Annotated in this window: 17 protein-coding genes; 8 read left to right on the top strand and 9 right to left on the bottom strand. The window is 67.9% G+C overall.

Annotation, left to right across the window (positions count from 1 at the left end; all coding sequences use genetic code 11):
• On the top strand, positions 1 to 1341 hold a 1341-nt coding region (locus tag HWX25_RS28030), incomplete at its 5' end, for a pseudouridine synthase (protein WP_175911681.1).
• A gap of 97 nt (positions 1342 to 1438) precedes the next feature.
• Here the strand turns inward: HWX25_RS28030 and def are convergent.
• From def to HWX25_RS28005, 5 genes are all read right to left on the bottom strand, one after another.
• Positions 1439 to 1972 (bottom strand): peptide deformylase, encoded by a 534-nt coding sequence (def, locus tag HWX25_RS28025; RefSeq protein WP_059511077.1) that lies wholly within the window; start codon positions 1970 to 1972, stop codon positions 1439 to 1441.
• Positions 1969 to 4044 (bottom strand): NAD-dependent DNA ligase LigA, encoded by a 2076-nt coding sequence (gene ligA / locus HWX25_RS28020; RefSeq protein ID WP_175911679.1) that lies wholly within the window; start codon positions 4042 to 4044, stop codon positions 1969 to 1971. The genes def and ligA overlap by 4 nt, the downstream gene beginning before the upstream one ends.
• Positions 4045 to 4214: 170 nt before the next feature.
• Positions 4215 to 5501, bottom strand: a complete 1287-nt coding sequence (locus HWX25_RS28015; protein ID WP_175911677.1) for a cell division protein ZipA C-terminal FtsZ-binding domain-containing protein — start codon at positions 5499 to 5501, stop codon at positions 4215 to 4217.
• 85 nt (positions 5502 to 5586) lie between these two features.
• Positions 5587 to 9099, bottom strand: coding sequence for a chromosome segregation protein SMC (smc, locus tag HWX25_RS28010; protein WP_175911675.1), 3513 nt, complete (start codon positions 9097 to 9099; stop codon positions 5587 to 5589).
• A gap of 139 nt (positions 9100 to 9238) precedes the next feature.
• Positions 9239 to 10180 (bottom strand): DMT family transporter, encoded by a 942-nt coding sequence (locus HWX25_RS28005; RefSeq protein ID WP_059701553.1) that lies wholly within the window; start codon positions 10178 to 10180, stop codon positions 9239 to 9241.
• 159 nt (positions 10181 to 10339) lie between these two features.
• Between HWX25_RS28005 and dapC the strand changes: the two genes are divergently transcribed.
• The 6 genes from dapC (at position 10340) to cls (ending at position 16514) form a co-directional block, all read left to right on the top strand.
• Positions 10340 to 11572, top strand: a complete 1233-nt coding sequence (gene dapC, locus HWX25_RS28000) for a succinyldiaminopimelate transaminase (protein WP_175911673.1) — start codon at positions 10340 to 10342, stop codon at positions 11570 to 11572.
• A 45-nt stretch (positions 11573 to 11617) separates the two neighbouring features.
• Positions 11618 to 12445, top strand: a complete 828-nt coding sequence (gene dapD, locus HWX25_RS27995; RefSeq protein ID WP_175911671.1) for a 2,3,4,5-tetrahydropyridine-2,6-dicarboxylate N-succinyltransferase — start codon at positions 11618 to 11620, stop codon at positions 12443 to 12445.
• Complete coding sequence (locus HWX25_RS27990) at positions 12445 to 12813, top strand: ArsC family reductase (RefSeq protein WP_044847939.1); 369 nt, start codon at positions 12445 to 12447, stop codon at positions 12811 to 12813. The genes dapD and HWX25_RS27990 overlap by 1 nt, the downstream gene beginning before the upstream one ends.
• Positions 12814 to 12901: 88 nt before the next feature.
• Positions 12902 to 14041: a succinyl-diaminopimelate desuccinylase gene (gene dapE, locus HWX25_RS27985; RefSeq protein WP_059529300.1), complete on the top strand. Its 1140-nt coding sequence runs from the start codon at positions 12902 to 12904 to the stop codon at positions 14039 to 14041.
• 11 nt (positions 14042 to 14052) lie between these two features.
• Positions 14053 to 14961 carry a 50S ribosomal protein L3 N(5)-glutamine methyltransferase gene (prmB, locus tag HWX25_RS27980; RefSeq protein ID WP_175911669.1) on the top strand — a complete coding sequence of 303 codons (909 nt, stop codon included), beginning with the start codon at positions 14053 to 14055 and terminating at the stop codon, positions 14959 to 14961.
• A gap of 113 nt (positions 14962 to 15074) precedes the next feature.
• Positions 15075 to 16514 (top strand): cardiolipin synthase, encoded by a 1440-nt coding sequence (gene cls / locus HWX25_RS27975; protein ID WP_175911667.1) that lies wholly within the window; start codon positions 15075 to 15077, stop codon positions 16512 to 16514.
• A gap of 122 nt (positions 16515 to 16636) precedes the next feature.
• Here cls and HWX25_RS27970 read toward each other — a convergent pair whose 3' ends face one another.
• Complete coding sequence (locus HWX25_RS27970) at positions 16637 to 17116, bottom strand: glutathione peroxidase (RefSeq protein ID WP_059529292.1); 480 nt, start codon at positions 17114 to 17116, stop codon at positions 16637 to 16639.
• Positions 17117 to 17252: 136 nt separating this feature from the next.
• Between HWX25_RS27970 and HWX25_RS27965 the strand changes: the two genes are divergently transcribed.
• Positions 17253 to 19184 (top strand): ATP-binding cassette domain-containing protein, encoded by a 1932-nt coding sequence (locus tag HWX25_RS27965; RefSeq protein WP_175911665.1) that lies wholly within the window; start codon positions 17253 to 17255, stop codon positions 19182 to 19184.
• 191 nt (positions 19185 to 19375) lie between these two features.
• Here HWX25_RS27965 and HWX25_RS27960 read toward each other — a convergent pair whose 3' ends face one another.
• The 3 genes from HWX25_RS27960 to alr all read right to left on the bottom strand — a co-directional run bounded on the left by HWX25_RS27960 (position 19376) and on the right by alr (position 22249).
• A complete protein-coding gene (locus tag HWX25_RS27960; protein WP_059529286.1) occupies positions 19376 to 19642 on the bottom strand; it encodes a DUF2866 domain-containing protein in 267 nt (88 codons plus the stop codon).
• 148 nt (positions 19643 to 19790) lie between these two features.
• Positions 19791 to 21167 carry a DNA repair protein RadA gene (gene radA, locus HWX25_RS27955; RefSeq protein WP_044847946.1) on the bottom strand — a complete coding sequence of 459 codons (1377 nt, stop codon included), beginning with the start codon at positions 21165 to 21167 and terminating at the stop codon, positions 19791 to 19793.
• An 11-nt stretch (positions 21168 to 21178) separates the two neighbouring features.
• Positions 21179 to 22249, bottom strand: a complete 1071-nt coding sequence (gene alr, locus HWX25_RS27950; protein WP_059529283.1) for an alanine racemase — start codon at positions 22247 to 22249, stop codon at positions 21179 to 21181.
• Positions 22250 to 22269 lie beyond the last annotated feature (20 nt).

Here is a 22269-nt window from a genome sequence, read left to right as displayed (position 1 = left end):
GAAGGCGAAAAGCGCAGCTTCGGCGAACGCCGTACGTCGTCCGACCGCCCGGCTCGCCGCAGCGACGACGATACGCGCCCGCGCCGCGCAGGCGCCGAAGGCGCTGCACGCGCACCCTACCGCGACAAGGCAGCCGGCGCAGGGGAAAAACGCAGCTTCGGCGAACGCCGTACATCCTCCGACCGCCCGGCTCGTCGCAGCGACGACGATGCGCGCCCGCGCCGCGCAGGCGCCGAAGGCGCTGCACGCGCACCCTACCGCGACAAGGCAGCCGGCGCAGGCGAAAAGCGCAGCTTCGGCGAACGCCGCACGACCTCCGACCGCCCGGCCCGTCGCAATGACGATGATACGCGCCCGCGCCGCGCAGGCGCCGAAGGCGCTGCACGCGCACCCTACCGCGGCAAGGCAGGCGGCGCAGGCGAAAAGCGCAGCTTCGGCGAACGCCGTACGTCGTCCGATCGCCCGGCGCGCCCCGCACGCGACAACGAACGTAGCGGCACCGAACGCCGCTCGACCGGCGCCGCGCTGAAGACCGCGCAACCGGTCAAGCGCCGCGCCGCCGACGTCGACCACGGCGACGAAACGGGCCTGATGCGCCTGTCGAAGCGCATGTCCGAACTCGGCCTGTGCTCGCGCCGCGAAGCGGACGAATGGATCGAAAAGGGCTGGGTGCTCGTCGACGGCGAACGCATCGACACGCTCGGCACCAAGGTCCGCCCGGACCAGAAGATCGAGATCGACGAGCGCGCGAGCGCCGCGCAGGCCGCGCAGGTGACGATCCTGCTGCACAAGCCGGTCGGCTACGTGTCGGGTCAGGCGGAAGACGGCTACGAGCCGGCATCGGTACTGATCACGCGCGCGAACCAGTGGAGCGGCGACCGCTCGCAACTGCGCTTCTCGCCGCAGCATCTGCATGCGCTCGCACCGGCCGGGCGGCTCGACATCGATTCGACCGGCCTGCTCGTGCTGACGCAGAACGGCCGGATCGCGAAGCAGCTGATCGGCGAGCAGTCGGACATCGACAAGGAATACCTGGTGCGCGTGCGCTTCGGCGAACGGCTGATCGAGATCGACCAGCACTTCCCCGCGGAATCGCTCGCGAAGCTGCGCCACGGTCTCGAGCTCGACGGCGTCCCGCTGAAGCCTGCGATGGTGAGCTGGCAAAACGGCGAACAGCTGCGTTTCGTGCTGCGCGAAGGCAAGAAGCGCCAGATCCGCCGCATGTGCGAACTGGTCGGTCTCGAAGTGATCGGCCTGAAACGCGTGCGGATGGGCCGCGTGATGCTCGGCGCGTTGCCGCAAGGGCAATGGCGCTATCTGTCGGCTGACGAGTCGTTCTGACGGCGGGCACGCACTGTGTGCCGCGCAATGCAAAAAGCCCGCGCGAGCGGGCTTTTTTCGTTTCGGTACGGCGACGGCGCGCGCGGCCGCATGAAGGTCAGTCGTCGTCGGCCGGATCAAGCCCCGGAAACAACACTTCGGTGAAGCCAAAGCGCGTGAAGTCGGTGATCCGCATCGGATACAGCTTGCCGATCAGGTGATCGTATTCGTGCTGGACGACCCGCGCGTGGAAGCCTTCGGCGACGCGGTCGAGCTTCGCGCCGAACTGATCGAAGCCGCTGTAGCGCACCTTCGCATAGCGGCTGACGACGCCGCGCATGCCCGGCACCGACAGGCAGCCCTCCCAGCCCTCTTCCATGTCCGGCGGCATGTACTCGAGCTTCGGGTTGATCAGCACCGTCTCGGGCACGGGCGGTGCGTCCGGATAACGGTTATTGCTGCCGAAGCCGAAGATGATGATCTGCAGACCGACGCCGATTTGCGGCGCGGCAAGCCCCGCACCGTTCGCGTGATGCATCGTCTCGAACATGTCCGCGACGATCTCGTGCAGTTCGGGGGTATCGAACCGCTCGACCGGCTTGGCGACTTCGAGCAGGCGCGGATCGCCCATCTTCAGGATCTCGCGAATCATGGCGTGTTGCCCTCCAGGAGTTGGTGCAGTCCGTCTTCGTCCAGCACGGGGATGCCGAGTTCCTCGGCCTTCGCGAGCTTGCTGCCGGCGTCAGCGCCCGCGACCACGTAATCCGTCTTCTTCGATACCGAGCCCGCGACTTTCGCGCCCGCCGCTTCGAGCATCTCCTTCGCCGCGTCGCGCGTGAGCGTCGGCAGCGTGCCCGTCAGCACGACCGTCTTGCCGGCGAGCACGCCCTGCGGCGCCTTCGGCGCGGGCGGGCCTTCGGGCCACGTGACCTTGCCGGGCGCACGCAACTGCTCGATCACCGTGCGGTTGTGCTCTTCCGCGAAGAACTGGTGCAGCGACTCGGCCACGATCGGTCCGACGTCGTTCACTTCGAGCAGTTCCTCGATCGACGCGTCCATGATCGGCGTCAGCGACCCGAAATGCTTCGCGAGATCCTTCGCGGTCGATTCGCCGACATGGCGGATCCCGAGCCCGTAGATGAAGCGCGCGAGGGTCGTGTGCTTCGCCTTTTCGAGCGAGTCGAGCAGATTCTGTGCGGACTTCTCGGCGAACCGGTCGAGTTCCGCGAGCGTCGCGAAACCGAGATTGAACAGGTCGGCCGGCGTGCGCACGAGGTTCAGTTCGACGAGCTGATCGATGATCTTCTCGCCGAGCCCGTCGATGTCGAGCGCGCGGCGCTGCGCGAAGTGCCACAGCGCCTGCTTGCGCTGCGCCGGGCAAAACAGGCCGCCCGTGCAGCGCGCGATCGCCTCGTCGGGCAGGCGCTCGATCTTCGAGCCGCATACCGGGCACTCGGTCGGCATCACGAACTCGGCCGCATCGGCCGGCCGGCGGTCGAGCAGCGCGCCGACGACTTCGGGAATCACGTCGCCCGCGCGCCGCACGATCACGGTATCGCCGATCCGGATGTCCTTACGGCGCACTTCGTCCTCGTTGTGCAGCGTTGCGTTGGTTACCGTCGCGCCGCCGACGAACACCGGCTCGAGCCGCGCGACCGGCGTGATCGCGCCCGTGCGGCCGACCTGCACGTCGATCGCGACGAGCTTCGTCAATGCTTCCTGCGCGGGGAACTTGTGCGCGAGCGCGAAGCGCGGCGCGCGCGACACGAAGCCGAGGCGGTCCTGCTCGTCGCGCCGGTTGACCTTGTAGACGACGCCGTCGATATCGTACGGCAGCGATTCGCGCTTCTCGCCGACCTTGCGGAAGAAACCGAGCAGGCCTTCGACGCCGAGCACGACCGCGCGTTCGCGGTTCACCGGCAGGCCGAGCGACTCGTACCAGTCGAGCAGCGCGCTGTGCGTGTCCGGCATCGGCATCCCGTCGAGCACGCCGATCCCATACGAGAAGAACGACAACGGACGCTGCGCGGTGATCTTCGGGTCGAGCTGGCGCAGGCTGCCGGCCGCCGCATTGCGCGGATTCGCGAATTCGCGCTGCTCGGCCGCGCGCTGGCGTTCGTTCAGGCGTGCGAAATCGCGCTTGAACATCAGCACCTCGCCGCGCACGTCGAGCACGGCCGGCACGTGCGCGCCCTTCAGCTTCAGCGGGATCGAACGGATCGTGCGGACATTCTCCGTCACGTCCTCGCCGGTCGTGCCGTCGCCGCGCGTCGATGCCTGCACGAACACGCCGCGCTCGTAGCGCAGCGAGATCGCGAGCCCGTCGAACTTCAGCTCGCATGCGTATTCGACGGGATCCGTCACCGAGCCGGCGAGATCGGTCGTCTTGCCGAGCGCATCGGCGACGCGCTTGTCGAACGCGGCGATGTCCTCGTCGGCGAAGCCGTTGTTCAGCGACAGCATCGGCGCGTCATGGACGACCGGCGTGAAACCGCTCGCCACTTCGCCGCCGACGCGCTGCGTCGGCGAATCGGGCGTCACGAGTTCGGGATGGTCGGTTTCGAGCTGTTGCAGCTCGCCGAAGAGCCGGTCGTATTCGGCGTCGGGCAGATCCGGCTGGTCGAGTACGTAATAGGCGTAATTCGCCCGCTCGAGTTGATCGCGCAGCCACGCGGCACGCGCGTCGGGGTGGCTGGCTGGCGGTTCGGCTTGGGTTCGGGCCATGCTGGCGGCAATTCGCTCTGAAAAATCGGATGTTCGATTATCTCAGTTTGACGCCGCGGCGGGGGCACGCGATGCATGCCGCGCAGGCCCGCTGCGGTGCACACGGACGGAGTGTGCGGCGCTGCAACGACAACGGGCGACGGCATCGCAGGCCGTCACCCGTGAACGCGTTACTGGCTGAAGAGGCGGCGCGTGACCGGCGAACCGGCCGGGATGCCCGCTTCCTCGAGCTTCGCGTACAGCTTCATGAGTTGCTGGTCGATCGCCACCAGCGTCGATTCCGGCAGCGGCCGGCGCGAATCGTCGACGACCCGCGCACCGATCCGCTCGGACAGCGACTTCGCGTAGTCGCACATCAGCCGGAACGGCAGGATGTCCTCTTCGGCAACCGGCACGTCGAGCACCAGCGTGATCATGTTGCCGCCCTTGTAGGTCAGGTCGTCACGCAGGAAGTTCGTGTCACCGAACTGCAGCATGAACACAGGGTTCTGCTTCGCATCGAGCTTCACGAAGCGCGTGCCGTCGCGCGACAGCAGCAGCCCGTCCTGGGAAGCGACGGCCTGCACGTAGTTCGCCGACCACGGCGCGCCATCCGACATCACGTTGATCGACAACTGCGCGTCGCACTGCGCGGCAAAGCCGTCGAGTTCGCGCGCCATCGCGACCGTCTCCATCATGTCCGGGAATTCCGGTGCGCCGTCGATCGCGTCGGCGAATTGCTGGACGCCCGTCACGAATTCGGAGAATTCGAGTTCGTTCAGCGCGCCGCTGCGGTTCGCGAGCTGGGCGGCGGCACGCAGCTCTTCATAGCGCACGCCGTTCTGCAGCAGTTCCCACTGGCCGCCTTCCGGCTTGCCCTCGATATGCACGGGCTTGCTGCCCGCGCGGCGCAGCCGCTGCGCGACCGGCAGGATCTTGTCGCCCGGCAGCGGCGCGCCGAGGCGAATCGGCACGATGCAGTCGATCCGGCGGTCGACGATCGCGGGCGGCGCCGACGAAATCGTCGTCGCGGCGGGCAGCACGGGTTCAGCCGGTTCGTTCGAGGCATCCTCGGCCGGTGCTTCCTGCGTGGCGGCGACCGCACCTTCGTCGACGGCCTGCTCGGTCAACGCCGACGGCGCGTCGACGCCGGTGGCCTCGGCCTGCAGGTCGGCCGGCGTGTCGGCAGGCGCCACGCCACCGAAGGTCGGCTCTACACGCGCGGCGTCGGCCGACGCGCTCGCGGCAGCGGCGGCCGGTGCCGGCGCCGTGGATTCGCGGCGCACGGGCTGGCGCACCGGCTCGATGAACGGCAGCTCTTCATCGCGCTCGGGGCGATTCATCGCCTCGGCCGTCTCTTCCGGCATCGGACGCGGCATCCTGCGCCGCACCTTCGCGCCCTGCCACGCGTTGTAGACCACGACGCCGCCCACCACGACGGCGCCCGCGCCGATCAATCCGAGTGTCAACTCGTCCATGCACGCTCCATCAGCAATTCTTGTTCGTCGGACTCGCGAACGGGCGCCCATGCGCCGCGCGAACGCGGTCCGGTTTCGTCAAACGTCAATTCTGGGCAAAACCCGCGGCGGTTTCCATGTCCACCGCGACGATCCGCGACACGCCCTGCTCCTGCATCGTCACGCCGATCAGCTGCTGCGCCATCTCCATCGCGATCTTGTTGTGCGAGATGAAGAGGAACTGCGTCTTGTCGGACATCGCGCGCACGAGATTCGCGAAACGCTCGGTGTTCGCGTCGTCGAGCGGCGCGTCGACCTCGTCGAGCAGACAGAACGGTGCCGGGTTCAGCTGGAACATCGCGAACACCAGCGCGGTGGCGGTCAGCGCCTTTTCGCCGCCCGACAGCAGGTGGATGGTCGCGTTCTTCTTGCCTGGCGGCTGCGCCATCACCTGCACGCCCGCGTCGAGGATCTCGTCGCCCGTCATGATCAGCTTCGCCTGGCCGCCGCCGAACAGGCGCGGGAACAGGTCGCTGAAGTGACGGTTGACCTCGTCGAACGTGCCCTGCAGCAGCGTGCGGGTTTCCTGGTCGATCTTGTGGATCGCATCCTCGAGCGTCGTGATCGCGTCGGTCAGGTCGGCCGACTGCGCATCGAGGAACACCTTGCGCTCGCTCGCGGCCTTCAGCTCGTCGAGCGCGGCCATGTTGACCGGACCCAGCGCGTTGATCGCGTTGTTCAGGCGCGTGACCTCGCCCTGCAGGTACGACGGTTTCAGGTCCGGCGTCAGCTTCTCGCGCAGCGCTTGCTCGTCGACCTCGGCCGCCGCGAGCTGCTCGGCAAACTGCTCGACGGACAGGCGCGCGGCCTGCTCCTTCAGCTGCAGCTCGGTGATGCGGTCGCGCAACGGCTGCAGCGAACGCTCGGCGACGAGACGCTGCTCGTCCGAGGCGCGCAGCTTTGCCGTCAGGTCGTCGAGTTCGATCCGCGCGGCCTGCAACGCCTCTTCCTTCACCGCGCGAATTTCCAGCGCGTCCTGCAGGCCCGTGTGCGCGGTCTGCTCGTTGATCGTTTCGAGTTCGGCGCGCGCGTCTTCCAGCGACGCGGCGACGCGCTCGCTCTGCTCGTGCGCAACCTGGATGCTGCGCTTGAGCTCGTCGATCCGCGTGACCGCGTTGCGCGCGGCGAAGCGTGCGTCGTTCGCGCCGCGCTCGAGGTCGCGCGCTTCCTGGCGCGCCTGCGTCAGCGATTCGTCGAGCGCCTCGAATGCGAGCTGGTTGTCCTCGAAGCGCGCCTGCAGTTCCGCGAGTTCGCCGTCGAAACGCTCGAAGTTCGCTTCCGATTCCGCGCGCAGCGCGCGCTGCTCGTCGATCTGCGCGCCGATTTCCTCGAGCTCCTCGCGGATCTGCGTGCTGCGCTGCGTGTAGCGCTCATGCGCCTGCGCGAGCTTCAGCACGTCCATCTGCAATGCGTGCACGCGCTGCGTCGCGCGCTCGGCCTGCGCGCGCACGTCGCCGAGCGCCTGCGTGGCCTGCGTGTGCGCGGCCTCCGCCCGCACGGCGGCGGTGCGGGCCTCGTCGGCGAGCAGCGCCTGCGCGCGCACCTGGCGCGTCAGGTTCTCGATTTCCTGCTGGCGAGCCAGCATCCCGGCCTGCTCCGAATCGGCCGCGTACAGCTGCACGCCGACACGCGTGACGATGTGGCCGGCCTTGACGACGAACGCGCCGCCTGCCGGCAGTTGCGCGCGCGTCGCGAGCGCTTGCGCGACGTCGTCGGCGACGTACACGTTGCCGAGCCAGTCGTTCAGCACCGCACGGATGCCCGCATCGTCGATGCGTACGAGCGACAGCACCGGGCGCAGCCCGGCCGCGGCGGCCGGCGGCTCACCGGCCGCGGGCGGCGCGTAGAACGCGAGCTTCGCGGGCGGCGCGTCGGTCGCGAACGCCTTCACCCAGTCGAGATTCGACACTTCGAGCGCAGCCAGACGCTCGCGCAGCACGGCCTCGAGCGCCGCTTCCCAGCCCGCCTCGACGTGCAGCTTCTTCCAGAGACGCGGCAGCGCGCCGAGCTCGTGCTTGTCGAGCCACGGCTGGATCTTGCCTTCGGTCTGCACGTTCTCCTGCAACTGCTTGAGCGCGGCGAGCCGCGCCTCGAGCTGGTGGATCTGCGCGCTTTCGGCCTGCACGCGCTCCTGCGCGGCACGGCGTTCGCCGTCGAGGCGCGGCAGCGTGTCCTGCGCATCGGTCAGGCGTGCCTGGGCTTCGGCGAGGATCTCTTCCTGCTCGGCGAGCTGCATGCGCAACTCCTCGAGCTGCGCTTCGTCCGGTGCGTCGAGCCCGCCCGCCTCGGACTTCAGGCGTTCGTGGCGCTGCTGAAGCTGCTGGAGCTGCTGGTCGGCATTGCGCTGGTGCGCCGCCTCGAGCTTCAATGACTGTTCGGTCTGCGCGATCCGGGCGCGTTCGTCGTTGAGCTGCGCCTGCGCATCGCGCCATTTCGCCTCGAGCGCCGGGAGCGCGTCGTGCTTCGCCGCCGCGTTGTCTTCAGCGAGCGCGGCCTTCTCGTCGGCCATCGCCCGCGCTTCTTCGGCTTCCTCGAGCTCGTCCTGCGCCTTCTCGGCCTGCGCGCGCCATTGCTCGCGCTGCGCGTTCAGCGCGGCGATCTGCGCCTGCACGCGATTGCGCGATTCGACGATGAACTTGATCTCGGCCTCAAGGCGGCTCACTTCGGCGTTCGCCTCGTACAGCGCACCCTGCGCGCCCTGCATCGCGTCGCTCGCCGAATAATGCGCGACCCGCAACGTCTCGAGCTGCGACTCGACCTCGCGCAGCTTTGCCGTCTGCGCCTCGAGGTCGATCTGCGCCTGCTCGATCGCGCGCTGCTGCTTCTGCTGCTCGCTCGCGGCCTCGTTCTTGCGCAGCAGCCACAACAGGCGCTGCTTCTCCTCGCCGTCGGCGACGAGTTCCTTGTATTTGGTCGCGACGACGGCTTGCGCCTCGAGCTTCTCGAGGTTCGCGCCGAGCTCGCGGACGATGTCCTCGACGCGCGTCAGGTTCTCGCGCGTGTCGTGCAGGCGGTTCTCCGTCTCGCGGCGGCGCTCCTTGTACTTCGACACGCCGGCGGCTTCCTCGAGGAACACGCGCAGCTCTTCCGGCTTCGCCTCGATGATCCGCGCGATCATGCCCTGGCCGATGATCGCGTACGCGCGCGGGCCGAGGCCCGTGCCGAGGAAGATGTCCTGGATGTCGCGGCGGCGCGCCGGCAGGTTGTTGATGTAGTAGCTCGACGTGCCGTCGCGCGTCAGCACGCGCTTCACGGCGATCTCGCCGTACTGGCCCCACTGCCCGGCCGCGCGGCCGTCGGAGTTGTCGAAAATCAGTTCGACGCTGGCCCGGCTGCCGGGCTTGCGTGCGGTCGAGCCGTTGAAGATCACGTCCTGCATCGACTCGCCGCGCAGCTCGGACGCGCGCGACTCGCCGAGCACCCAGCGCACGGCATCGATGATGTTGGACTTGCCGCACCCGTTCGGGCCCACCACGCCGACAAGCTGGCCCGGAACCTGGAAATGCGTGGGATCGACAAAGGATTTGAAGCCAGCGAGTTTGATCGAGCTCAGACGCACGGCGGTATCGGATGTGAAGAAGGTGTGAAACGGACGGGGCCGCGACGCGCGGGGCCGGACGGCCCATGCGCGCGATGCGCCCCGGAATTCAAAAGCGGGGCCGCGCGCATCCAGCGTTGGGCCCCGCAAACGGCTTCCATCATACCATCGCGCGTGCGCCGTCCCGCCCGTCGCCGGGTTTGCCCGATGCCGGCGCGGCACGATGGACCCGGCTCGACAACAGCGTCGCCAGCACGATGCATGCGCCGCCCGCCCACTCGCGCGCCGTCGGCAGTTCGTTCGCGAACACCCACGCGGACAGCGCGGTGATCACGATCTCGAACAGCATGATGATCGACGCGCGGTTCGCCGGCACGCGCGCGAGGCCATATTGCACGAGCAGGTTGTTCGCCGCCATTGTCACGCCGATCGCGGCGACGATCAGCGCGGCGACGCCGAGCTGGCCGCCCGCCGGCGCGGCCGGCAGCCCCTCGAACAGCGATGCGATCGCGCCGAACACCGCCGCGCCGCCGAACAGCGTCGCCGTGCGCATTTCGGCGCGCATGTCCGGCAGCTCGCGGCTCGCCTTGATCACGAGCACGTTGCTCATCGCGAAACTCAGGCCGGCCGCGAGCCCCGCCCATTCGGCCGGATTGGCCGGCAGCGGCATGCCGAGCTTGGGCGACCACAGCATCAGCATCGCGCCGCCGATCGACAGCGCCGCAAGCCCCACGCCGGCCCAGGTCAGCCGCTCGCGCAGCAGGAAATGCGCGTAGATCGCGGTCCAAGCGGGCGTCAGGTAGAACAGCAGCATCACGCGCAGCACTTCGCCGTGGATCGTGCCCCATACGAAGCCCAGGTTCGTCACGCCCGCCGTAATCGCGATGCCAGGCAGCACCCAGTGCCAGCGCAGCGTGGCGATCGTGCGGTGCCGCACGACCACCACGAACAGGAAAGCAACGGCGCTCGTCAGCGCGCTCGCCAGCGTGCCGGTGAGCCCGAGCGACGCGAGGATCCGCAGCGGATACCAGATCAGGCCCCATACCGACGCGCCGATCAGGATGGCCAGCGTCGGCAGGCTGCCGCGTACCGCGTTATTCATTTGGTTCGATACCCTTTATTCGACCGGCCCGGCCGCCGTTCCGGCGGGCCGTGACCGCATTGCATCACGCTATAATCGTCCGTTGCGACCCGCGCGCCGTCGGCGCCCGCTCGCAGCCGTGCGGCACCCGCGCCGCCCCTTTCGCTCCAACCGGCCGCGATGGCCGCTTCGCCCGTGAACCCTCGACTCGACTCGCTCCAGCCCTATCCCTTCGAAAAGCTGCGCGCCCTGTTCAAGGACGTGACGCCCTCCGCCGGCCTGAAACCGATCAGCTTCGGTATCGGCGAGCCCAAGCACCCGACTCCGGCGCTGATCCGCGACGCCGTGGTGGCTTCGCTCGACGGCCTCGCGTCATATCCGGCCACGGCCGGCTCGGACGCGCTGCGCACGTCGATCGCGCACTGGCTGGAGCGCCGCTACGGGCTGCCGGCGATCGACCCGGCCACGCAGGTGCTGCCCGTGTCGGGGTCGCGCGAGGCGCTGTTCTCGCTCGCGCAGACGGTGATCGACGCGCGCCCGACCGCGGACGGCGAGAAAGCGATCGTACTCTGTCCGAATCCGTTCTATCAAATTTACGAAGGCGCGGCGCTCCTGGCCGGTGCCGAACCCTATTTCGCGAACAGCGACCCGGCGCGCAACTTCGCGTGCGACTACGCGGCCGTGCCCGAGGAAGTCTGGGCGCGCACCCAGTTGCTGTACGTGTGTTCGCCGGGCAACCCGACGGGCGCCGTGCTGACGCTCGACGACTGGCGCGAGCTGTTCGCGCTGTCCGACCGCCACGGCTTCGTGATCGCATCCGACGAGTGCTATTCGGAGATCTACTTCGACGAAGCGGCGCCGCCGCTCGGCGGCCTCGAGGCCGCGCACCGCCTCGGTCGCGGCTTCGAGCGGCTCGTGATGCTGTCGAGCCTGTCGAAGCGCTCGAACGTGCCGGGCATGCGCTCGGGCTTCGTCGCCGGCGACGCCGCGCTGCTGAAGAAATTCCTGCTCTACCGCACGTACCACGGCGCCGCGCTGTCGCCGGTCTGGCAGCATGCGAGCATCGCCGCGTGGAACGACGAGGCGCACGTGCGCGAGAACCGCGCGCTGTACCTGCAGAAGTTCAGCACGGTCACGCCGATGCTGGCCGACGTGATCGACGTGAAGCTGCCCGACGCCGCGTTCTACCTGTGGGCCAATGTCGCGCGCACCGGCCTGTCGGATACCGAGTTCGCCCGCCGCCTGTACGCCGACTATAATGTGACGGTTCTGCCCGGCTCGTACCTGGCGCGCGATGCGCACGGCACGAATCCGGGCCGCGATTTCATCCGGATCGCGCTCGTCGCGGGCACCCCCGAATGCGTCGAGGGCGCGCAACGCATCGTCGATTTCTGCCGGGCTCTCGCGCGGTAAGACGTCCATCCCGATCAATTCCATTCATCTCCTGCGAAAACGAACATGTCGCAACAACTTCAGCAAATCATCGATACCGCCTGGGAAAACCGCGCCGAGCTGTCGCCGAAGGCCGCGCCCGCCGACATCCGCGAAGCCGTCGCTCATGCGATCGAGCAACTCGACAAGGGTGCACTGCGCGTCGCCGAGAAGATCGACGGCAACTGGACCGTGCACCAGTGGCTGAAGAAGGCCGTGCTGCTGTCGTTCCGCCTGGAGGACAACGCACCGATGCCGGCCGGCGGCTACTCGCAGTTCTACGACAAGGTGCCGTCGAAGTTCGCGAACTACACGGCCGAAGACTTCGCCGCGGGCGGCTTCCGCGTCGTGCCGCCGGCCATCGCGCGCCGCGGCTCGTTCATCGCGAAGAACGTCGTGCTGATGCCGTCGTACACCAACATCGGCGCGTACGTCGACGAAGGCACGATGGTCGACACGTGGGCCACGGTCGGCTCGTGCGCGCAGATCGGCAAGAACGTGCACCTGTCGGGCGGCGTCGGCATCGGCGGCGTGCTCGAGCCGCTGCAGGCGAACCCCGTCATCATCGAAGACAACTGCTTCATCGGCGCGCGCTCGGAAGTCGTCGAAGGCGTGATCGTCGAGGAGAATTCGGTGATCTCGATGGGCGTGTACCTCGGCCAGAGCACGAAGATCTACGATCGCGAAACGGGTGAAGTCAGCTACGGCCGCGTCCCGGCCGGCTCGGTCGTCGTCGCCGGCAACCTGCCGTCGAAGGACGGCTCGCACAGCCTGTACTGCGCGGTGATCGTGAAGAAGGTCGACGCGAAGACCCGCGCGAAGGTCGGCCTGAACGAGCTGCTGCGAGGCGACTGATGGCCAAGCCGCGCACCGTGGTCGTCTACGGCATTCCGAACTGCGACACCGTGAAGAAGGCCCGCGTGTGGCTCGACGATCACGGCGTCGAGTTCGAGTTCCACGACTTCAAGAAGCTCGGCGTCAGCGCACCGCTCGTCGAGGACTGGCTGAAGGACGTGTCGCTCGACGCGCTCGTGAACAAGCGCGGCACGACGTGGCGCGGCCTGGACGACGCCATGAAGGCGGCCGCGGAAACGAAGTCCGGCGCGGTCGCGCTGATGATCCACAAGCCGTCGGTCATCAAGCGCCCCGTGCTCGTCGTCAACGGCCGCGTGAAATCGCTCGGTTTCGTGGCCGATCAGTACGCGGCCCTGTTTGCCGCCTAGGGCCGCCCGCGCTGCGCCCGCGCCGCGCACGACGCCCCATCGCTGCCGGCCACCGCGCCGGCATTTTTTATCGAAAGTGGTCCGAACCATGTCCGCCACCCTAGCCCTTACCGAACAGCTGATCGCCCGCGCGTCCGTCACGCCCGACGACCAGCATTGCCAGCAGATCATGACCGAGCGCCTCGCTGCGCTCGGCTTCGAATGCGAGACCATCGCGTCGCACGGCGTGACCAACCTGTGGGCCGTCAAGCGCGGCACCGACGGCCGCGACGGCAAGCTGCTCGCGTTCGCGGGCCACACCGACGTCGTGCCGACCGGCCCGCTCGAGCAGTGGACTTCGCCACCGTTCATTCCCGCGCATCGCGACGGCAAGCTGTACGGCCGCGGCGCGGCCGACATGAAGACGTCGCTCGCGGCGTTCGTCGTCGCCTCCGAGGAATTCGTCGCGGCCCACCCCGGCCATCGCGGCGCGATCGCGTTCCTGATCACGAGCGACGAGGAAGGACCGGCCACCGACGGCACCGTGAAGGTCGTCGAGCTGCTCGAAGCGCGCGGCGAACGCCTCGACTACTGCATCGTCGGCGAGCCGACGTCGACCGCCGAACTCGGCGACGTCGTGAAGAACGGCCGCCGCGGCTCGATGTCGGGCGAACTGATCGTCAAGGGCGTGCAGGGCCACATCGCGTACCCGCACCTCGCGAAGAACCCGATCCACCTGCTCGCGCCGGCGCTCGCCGAGCTCGCCGCCGAACAGTGGGACGAAGGCAACGAATACTTCCCGCCGACCACCTGGCAGGTGTCGAACCTGCATGCGGGCACCGGCGCGACCAACGTGATCCCCGGCCACGCGGACCTGATGTTCAACTTCCGCTTTTCGACGGCGAGCACCGTCGAAGGCCTGCAGGCACGCGTGCATGCGATCCTCGACAAGCACGGCCTCGAGTACACGCTGAAGTGGTCGGTGAGCGGCCTGCCGTTCCTCACGCCGCGCGGCGACCTGTCGAACGCGCTCGAGAACGCGATCCGCGCCGAAACCGGCCTCACGACCGAACTGTCGACGACGGGCGGCACGTCCGACGGGCGCTTCATCGCGCGCATCTGCCCGCAGGTGATCGAGTTCGGCCCGCCGAACGGCAGCATCCACAAGATCGACGAACACATCGACGTGCGCTTCGTCGACCCGCTGAAGAACGTGTACCGCCGCGTGCTCGAACAACTGATTGCCTGACGGAGCCTCGCATGACGACACCTTTTGCAACCGTTCGCGACCTGCTGCGCTATGCGGTCACGCGCTTCTCGAAGGCGAAGCTCGCGTTCGGCCACGGCTCGGACAACGCGTACGACGAAGCCGCCTACCTCGTGCTGCACACGCTCGACCTGCCGCTCGACACGCTCGAGCCGTTCCTCGATGCTCGCCTGCTGCCCGACGAAATCGCGGCAGTGCTCGCGGTGATCGAACGACGCGCGACCGACCGCGTGCCGGCCGCCTATCTCACGCATGAAGCGTGGATGCACGGCCACCGCTTCTACGTCGACGAGCGCGTGATCGTGCCGCGCTCGTTCATCGGCGAGCTGCTCGACGACGGGCTGCAGCCGTATGTCGCCGATCCCGAACAGGTCGGCGCGGTGCTCGAGCTGTGCACCGGCTCCGGCTGCCTCGCGATTCTCGCGGCCAGCGCGTTCCCGAATGCCGAGATCGACGCGGTCGACCTGTCCGAGAAGGCACTCGAAGTCGCCAGGATCAACGTGCACGACTATGGTCTCGACGAACGCATCACGCTGCATCACGGCGACCTCTACGCGCCGCTGCCCGCGTTCCGCGCCGAGCCCGACACACGCTACGACGTGATCCTGACGAATCCGCCGTACGTGAACGCAACGTCGATGGCGGCCCTCCCGCCCGAATACCGGCACGAGCCGGAGATGGCGCTCGCGGGCGGCGACGACGGCATGGACATCGTGCGACGCATCATCGGGCAAGCGCACAAGTGGCTGCACGACGATGGCGTGCTCGTCGTCGAGATCGGCAATGAGCGCGAGCACGTCGAAGCCGCGTTCGGCGGCCTCGAGCTCACGTGGCTGCCCACCAGCGCGGGCGACGACGCCGTGTTCCTGATCCAGGCGTCGGACCTGCCGCGCAAGGCCTGACGGCACCCCACGACCGAACCGTGCGGTACGGCACACCGCTGTCCCGCACGGTTCGGTAAGATGCGCGTAAGCGGCTGTCGCGCCGCACGACCTCAGGAGTCCGTCACGCGCCCATGACCCTCGACTGGTTACACCTCGGCACCCTGATCCTGGCCATCCACGTGCTCGGGATCATTGCGGCGTGTCACGCGATCTTGAACACGCGCACGTCGCAAGGCGCGATCGCGTGGGCGGTATCGCTCGCCGCGATGCCGTACCTGACGCTCATTCCCTATCTGTTCCTCGGCCGCAGCAAGTTCTCCGGCTACGTCGACGCTCGGCGCCACGAGATGGAAGCGCTACGCACGCACACACCGCGCGCGCCGTGGCCCGATGCGAACGCAACCGACGGGCCGGCCGCCGACGCGATCGGCCGGGCCGCCGTGCTCGCGCTTACGCGGCTGGGCGGAATGCCGTTCGTCGGCGGCAATGCGGTGCGCACGCTCGTGAACGGCGACGCGACCTTCTCGGCGATCCTGTCGGCGATCGACGCCGCGCGCGACTACGTAATCGTCCAGTTCTTCATCGTGCGCGACGACGCGCTCGGCCAGATGCTGCGCGACGCGCTGCTCGCCCGCGCGGCGGCCGGCGTGCGCTGCTACCTGCTGTACGACAGCATCGGCAGCTTCGACCTGCCGCACAGCTACGTCGACACGCTGCGCCGTGGCGGCGTCGAGGTCCATCCGTTCGCGACCCACCGCAAGTTCGTCAACCGCTTCCAGCTCAACTTCCGCAACCATCGGAAGATCGTCGTCGTCGACGGCAATCGCGCGTTCGTCGGCGGCCTCAACGTCGGCGTCGAATATCTCGGCGCGAACCGGCGCCTGTCGCCGTGGCGCGACACCCATATCGAGATCCGCGGCCCCGTGGTGGCCAGCATTCAGTACGTGTTCGCCGAAGACTGGCACTGGGCCACGCAGACGCTGCCGACGCTCGCCACGCCGCCGGAGGCGCTGCCCGACGACGCGATGCATTGCCTCGCCGTGCCGATGGGGCCGGCCGACAAACAGGAAACCGGCTCGCTGTTCTTCGTCGAGGCGATCAACGCCGCGCGCGAACGGATCTGGATCACGACGCCGTATCTCGTACCCGACGAAGCGGTGATCGCCGCGCTGAAGCTCGCAGTGATGCGCGGCGTCGACGTGCGCATCCTGATCCCGAGCCGGCGCGACCACTACGTCGTGTTCGAGGCGTCCAGGCTCTATGCGCGCGATCTCGTCGACGCGGGCGTCAAGGTGTTCCGCTACCGGCCCGGCTTCCTGCACCAGAAGGTCGTGCTGATCGACCGCGTCGCCGCCGCGATCGGCAGCGCGAATCTCGACAACCGTTCGTTCCGGCTCAACTTCGAAATCATGGTGCTGACCGTCGATCGCACGTTCGCCGACGAGGTCGAGACCATGCTCGACGCCGATTTCGCACTGGCCTACGAAGTCGATGCGAACGAGTATCGGCACTCGCCCGCGTGGCGACGCATCGCGATGCACGTCGCGCGCCTGTTCGCGCCGATCCTGTAGCGGCCGCGCGAGCGCCGAACGTGCGCTGCCTGGATGACGGCACATGCTTTCGCGGGATTCGGCTCGGCGCGGCCGCCACTGCCCGCTCGGTCCGAACAGCTCCCCCCCGCCGCTTCTCGGCGTTACAGCAGCTTGTCGATATCCGCGGCGATGTCCTCGGGCTTCGTCGACGGCGCATAGCGCTTGACGATCCGCCCGTCACGGTCGATCAGGAATTTCGTGAAATTCCACTTGATCGCCTTGAGGCCGAGGATGCCGGGCGCCTCGTCGGTCAGGTAGCGGTACAACGGATGCGCGTGGTCGCCCTTCACGTCGATCTTCGCGAACATCGGGAACGTGACGCCGTAGTTGCGCTCGCAGAACGCGCCGATCTGCGCGGCGTCGCCCGGCTCCTGCTTGCCGAACTGGTTGCACGGGAAGCCGAGCACGAAGAAACCGCGCGCCGCGTACTGGTCGTACAGCTTCTGCAGGCCCGCATACTGCGGCGTGAAACCGCACTCGCTCGCGGTATTGACGATCAGCAGCACCTTGCCGCGGTACGCATCGAGCGACGCCGGCTCACCGGCGAGCGTCTCTGCGCTGAACGAATACAGGGTGGACATCGGGCACTCCTTTTACGAAACCGGATCGAGGTGGAGTCTAGGCCAAATTGTGCCGTTGCGGCACCTGCCGAACGGCCGATATCCGGGGCGACGCGCGCGCAGTCTAGAATAGCGGTTTTGGTCAGTCATTCCCGCCGTGATCCGTTTCAATCAGTTCAGCCTTGCGCGCGGCACCAAGCCGCTGTTCGAGTCGGCCTCGTTCGTGCTCAATCCCGGCGAAAAGGCCGGCCTGATCGGCGCGAACGGCGCCGGCAAATCGACGCTGTTCTCGGTCCTGCGCGGCGAGCTGCATTCCGACGCCGGCGATTTCGCGATGCCGCCGTCGTGGCGGATCGCCCACGTGTCGCAGGAAACGCCCGCCGTCGACCGCTCGGCGCTCGACTACACGCTCGACGGCGACACCGCGCTGCGCGAGATCGAAGCGCGCATCGCCGCCGCCTCGGCCGCGCATGACGGCGCAGCCGAGGCCGACGCACATGCGGCCTTCGCCGACGCCGACGGCTACACCGCGCCGGCGCGCGCCGAAGCACTGCTGCTCGGCCTCGGCTTCACGCTCGCGCAGACGCGCGAATCGGTCGCCAGCTTCTCCGGCGGCTGGCGCATGCGGCTGAACCTCGCGCAGGCGCTGATGTGCCGCTCCGACCTGCTGCTGCTCGACGAACCGACCAACCACCTCGACCTCGACGCGATCGTCTGGCTCGAAGACTGGCTGCACCGCTACGCTGGCACGCTCGTCGTGATCTCGCACGACCGCGAATTCCTCGACTCGATCTGCAACGTCACGCTGCATCTGGAAAATCGCCAGGTGAAGCGCTACGGCGGCAATTACTCGCAATTCGAAGTGCTGCGCGCGCAACAACTGGCGCTGCAGCAAAGCGCATACGAAAAGCAGCAGAAGACGATCGAGCACCTGCAGAGCTTCGTCGACCGCTTCAAGGCCAAGGCGACCAAGGCCAAGCAGGCGCAAAGCCGGATGAAGGCGCTCGAGAAAATGGAGTTGATCGCGCCCGCGCACATCGCATCGCCGTTCACGTTCGAGTTCCGCACGCCCGATGCCGCGCCGAATCCGATGATGGTGATGGAGGACGTCCGCTGCGGCTACCACGCCGACGACGGCACGGACATCCCGATCGTCGAACGCGTGGCGCTGTCGATCCAGAACGGCCAGCGCATCGGCCTGCTCGGCGCGAACGGCCAGGGCAAGTCGACGCTGATCAAGACGCTGGCCGGCACGCTCGCGCCGCTGTCGGGCCACGTGCGCGACGGCAAGGGGCTGACGATCGGCTATTTCGCGCAGCACCAGCTCGAAACGCTGCGCGAGGACGATTCGCCGCTCGCGCATCTCGCCCGGCTCGCCCCCGATACGCGCGAGCAGGAACTGCGCGATTTCCTCGGCGGCTTCAATTTCTCGGGCGACATGGCGACGAGCCCGGTCGGCCCGTTCTCGGGTGGCGAGAAAGCGCGGCTCGCGCTCGCGCTGATCATCTGGCAGAAGCCGAACCTGCTGCTGCTCGACGAGCCGACCAACCACCTCGACCTCGAAACGCGTCACGCGCTGACGATGGCGCTCGCGCAGTTCGAAGGCACGCTGATCCTCGTCTCGCACGACCGCCACCTGCTGCGCGCGACCACCGACCAGTTCATGCTCGTCGCGAAACACCGTCTGCAGCCGTTCGACGGCGATCTCGACGATTACCGCGACTGGCTCCTGCAGCATGCGGCCGAGCAACGCGCGGCCGCGAAGGCCGACAGCGCGGCGGCAGCGGATGTGGATCCGGGCGTCAACCGCAAGGATCAGAAACGTCAGGCGGCCGAGGAGCGCCAGCGGTTGTCGCAGTTGAAGAAACCGCTGCAGAACCGCATCACGAAGCTCGAAAAGGAAATGGAAACATTGCACGCGGAGAAGGCTCGCCTCGACGCGTTCGTCGCCGATCCGGCGAGCTACGAGGCCGCGCGCAAGACGGAACTGACCGACGCGATCCGCAAGCTCGGTGAGGTCAATACCCGGCTCGAAACCGTCGAGGCGGACTGGCTCGCCGTGCAGGAAGAGCTCGAGCAGATCGGCTGACCACGGCCCGGGCGCCGTCGGCCGATCGCTTCATCTGCCACGCGCGGCACCCCCGGGATGCGTCAACGCCCGACGCACCGCCCGGTTGCGCCGGGCCCGGAAACGACAAGGCCGGGCACTCAGGCCCGGCCTTGTCGTTATTGTCGCGTTCGCCGTTGTCGCGTCGGCCGTTCGTCAGCCCCGCCACCCGCTCAACGCCGCGGCAACGTATCGCGCGGCATCTGCTCGTCGTCGTCCATCAGGTGACGCCGCCCTTCGGTCGGCCGGCGGATCGCCGCGGCAACCTCCGCTTCCGTCACGTCCTCGGACACGACCCGGCGCGCGATGCGCCCTTCGTCGTCGATCCACTCGACGATTCGGCATCCACCGCCCCACGGCTGAACGATCGGCTCCGACACGCGGCAGCCGCGCAGGTTGTAACTGCGTCCGCCCGGCGTTTCCCCATACTGTTTGAACATAGGTTCCCTTCGCATTGCGCGGTTCGACAATCCGGCAAAGGATAGGGAAAAGCGATGTCCGGCAGGTTACATCAGCCTACATATTCTTTACAACGAATTACGCGACAGATCGCGGCCGGCCGGCACGCGCGGGTGCCGGCCACCACGGTCATTCGAGATCGCGCACGCGGTCGATCGCCTGCTCGATCCGCTCGACGGCCATCACGTTCAGCCCTTCGATCGGCTGTTTTGGCGCATTCGCCTTCGGGATCAGCGCTGCGGTGAAACCAAGCTTCGCCGCCTCGCGCAGCCGTTCCTGGCCACGCGGCGACGGCCGGATCTCGCCCGCCAGCCCCACTTCGCCGAATACGATCAGGCCCTTCGGCAGCGCCTTGTTGCGCATCGACGAATGGATCGCGAGCAGCACCGCGAGGTCGGCGGCCGGTTCGGTGATCTTCACGCCGCCCACCGCGTTCAGAAACACGTCCTGATCGAAACACGCGATGCCCGCATGACGGTGCAGCACCGCGAGCAGCATCGCGAGCCGGTTCTGCTCGAGGCCGACCGCGAGCCGGCGCGGGTTCGGCACGTGGGCCGTATCGACGAGCGCCTGGATTTCGACGAGCAGCGGGCGTGTGCCCTCCTGCGTGACGAGCACGCAGGAACCCGGCACGACCTGCTCGTGCTGCGACAGGAACAGCGCGGACGGATTCGCGACACCGCGCAGCCCGCGCTCGGTCATCGCGAACACGCCGAGTTCGTTGACCGCACCGAAGCGGTTCTTGAACGCGCGCACGAGCCGGAACGACGAATGGGTGTCGCCTTCGAAATACAGCACAGTGTCGACAATGTGCTCGAGCACGCGCGGGCCGGCGAGGTTGCCCTCCTTCGTCACGTGTCCGACCATGATGATCGCGGTGCCGGACTGCTTCGCGATGCGCGTGAGCTGCGCCGCGCACTCGCGCACCTGGGCCACCGAACCGGGCGCCGACGTCAGCGCTTCGGAATAGACGGTCTGGATCGAGTCGATGACGGCAACGTCCGGCCGTTCCGCATCGATCGCGGCCTGGATCTTCTCGAGCTGGATTTCGGCGAGCAGCTTCAACTCGGCCGCCGGCGCGCCGCCGTCGAGCAGCGCGAGCCGTTGCGCGCGCAACGCGATCTGCGCGGCCGATTCCTCGCCGCTGATATAGAGTGCACGACGCTCGCTCGCGATGTCCGCGAGCGACTGCAGCAACAGCGTCGACTTGCCGATGCCCGGATCGCCGCCGATCAGCACGACGCCGCCCGGCACCAGCCCGCCGCCCAGCACGCGGTCAAATTCGCCGATGCCGGTGGAGAAGCGCGGCACGTCGGCCGCCTCGATGTCGACGAGCCGCTGCACGGGCGCCCGTTTCGCGAGCGACTGGAAGCGATGGGCGGCCGGAGACTCGGCGACCGATTCGACGAGCGTGTTCCAGGCCTGGCACGACGGGCATTGCCCCTGCCACTTCGGGGTTTGTCCGCCGCACTCGCTGCAGACGTAGACGGTTTTCTGTTTTGCCACGCGTGCTGCCCTTATTCCGCGCGCACCGGCACGCGGCCGGCGACCGCGCACATCAGTTCATAGCCGATGGTCCCGCAATGGCGCGCGACGTCGTCGATCGGCAGCGCGTCGCCCCACAGCTCGACCCGCGCGCCGACGCCGGCCTGCGGGCACGGCGTCAGGTCGACGGTAATCATGTCCATCGACACGCGGCCGACGATCCGCGTGCGGATGCCGTCGACGATCACCGGCGTGCCTTCGGGCGCGACGCGCGGATAGCCGTCCGCATAGCCGCACGCGACGACGCCGATGCGCATCTGCGCCTGCGCGGAGAACGTCGAGCCGTAGCCGATAGCCTGCCCCTTCGCGATCGTCTGCACGGCGATCAGCTCGGACGCGAGCGTCATCGCGGGCTTCAGGCCCGTGTCGGCGATGTCGGCCGACAGCCCCGACGGCGACGCGCCGTACAGCACAATCCCCGGGCGCACCCAGTCGAAGTGCGTATCCGGATGCCACAGCACGGCAGCCGAATTCGCGAGACTGCGCGCACCGGCAATGTTTTCCGCACCGCGCTCGAACGTCGCGAGCTGCTCGGCCACACCGCGCTCGTTGTCCGCGTCCGAAAAATGGGTCATCAACGTAATCTGGCCGATGCCGGGGCACGCGCGGGCGCGCTCCCACGCGGCGCGGTATTTCTCCGGCACGTAGCCGAGCCGGTTCATCCCGCTGTTCATCTTTAGGTGCACGTTGACCGGCTTCGACAACCGCGCCGTCTCCAGCATCCGCATCTGTTCGTCGTTGTGGACGGTGGTCGTGAGGCTGTAGCGGTCGATCACGTCGATGTCGGTCGAGCGGAAGAACCCTTCGAGCAGCAGGATCGGGCCGGCCCAGCCGAGCTCGCGCAGCTTCACGGCCTCGTCGAGGTCGAGCAGGCCGAAGCCGTCGGTGCCGCGCAGGCCGGGAAACACGCGCGCGAGACCGTGGCCGTACGCGTTGGCCTTGACGACCGCCCAGACCTTGGACGGGCCGGCAAATCGGCGGACGACGGAGAGATTGTTCGCGAGAGCGGCGGTGTGGATGGTGGCGGAGATCGGGCGCGGCATGGGAAATTTACGTAAAGACG

This window comes from Burkholderia sp. BCC1640 (genome assembly GCF_902833125.1).
Taxonomy (GTDB): domain Bacteria; phylum Pseudomonadota; class Gammaproteobacteria; order Burkholderiales; family Burkholderiaceae; genus Burkholderia; species Burkholderia diffusa.
This window is presented reverse-complemented; position numbering and strand designations above follow the sequence as displayed.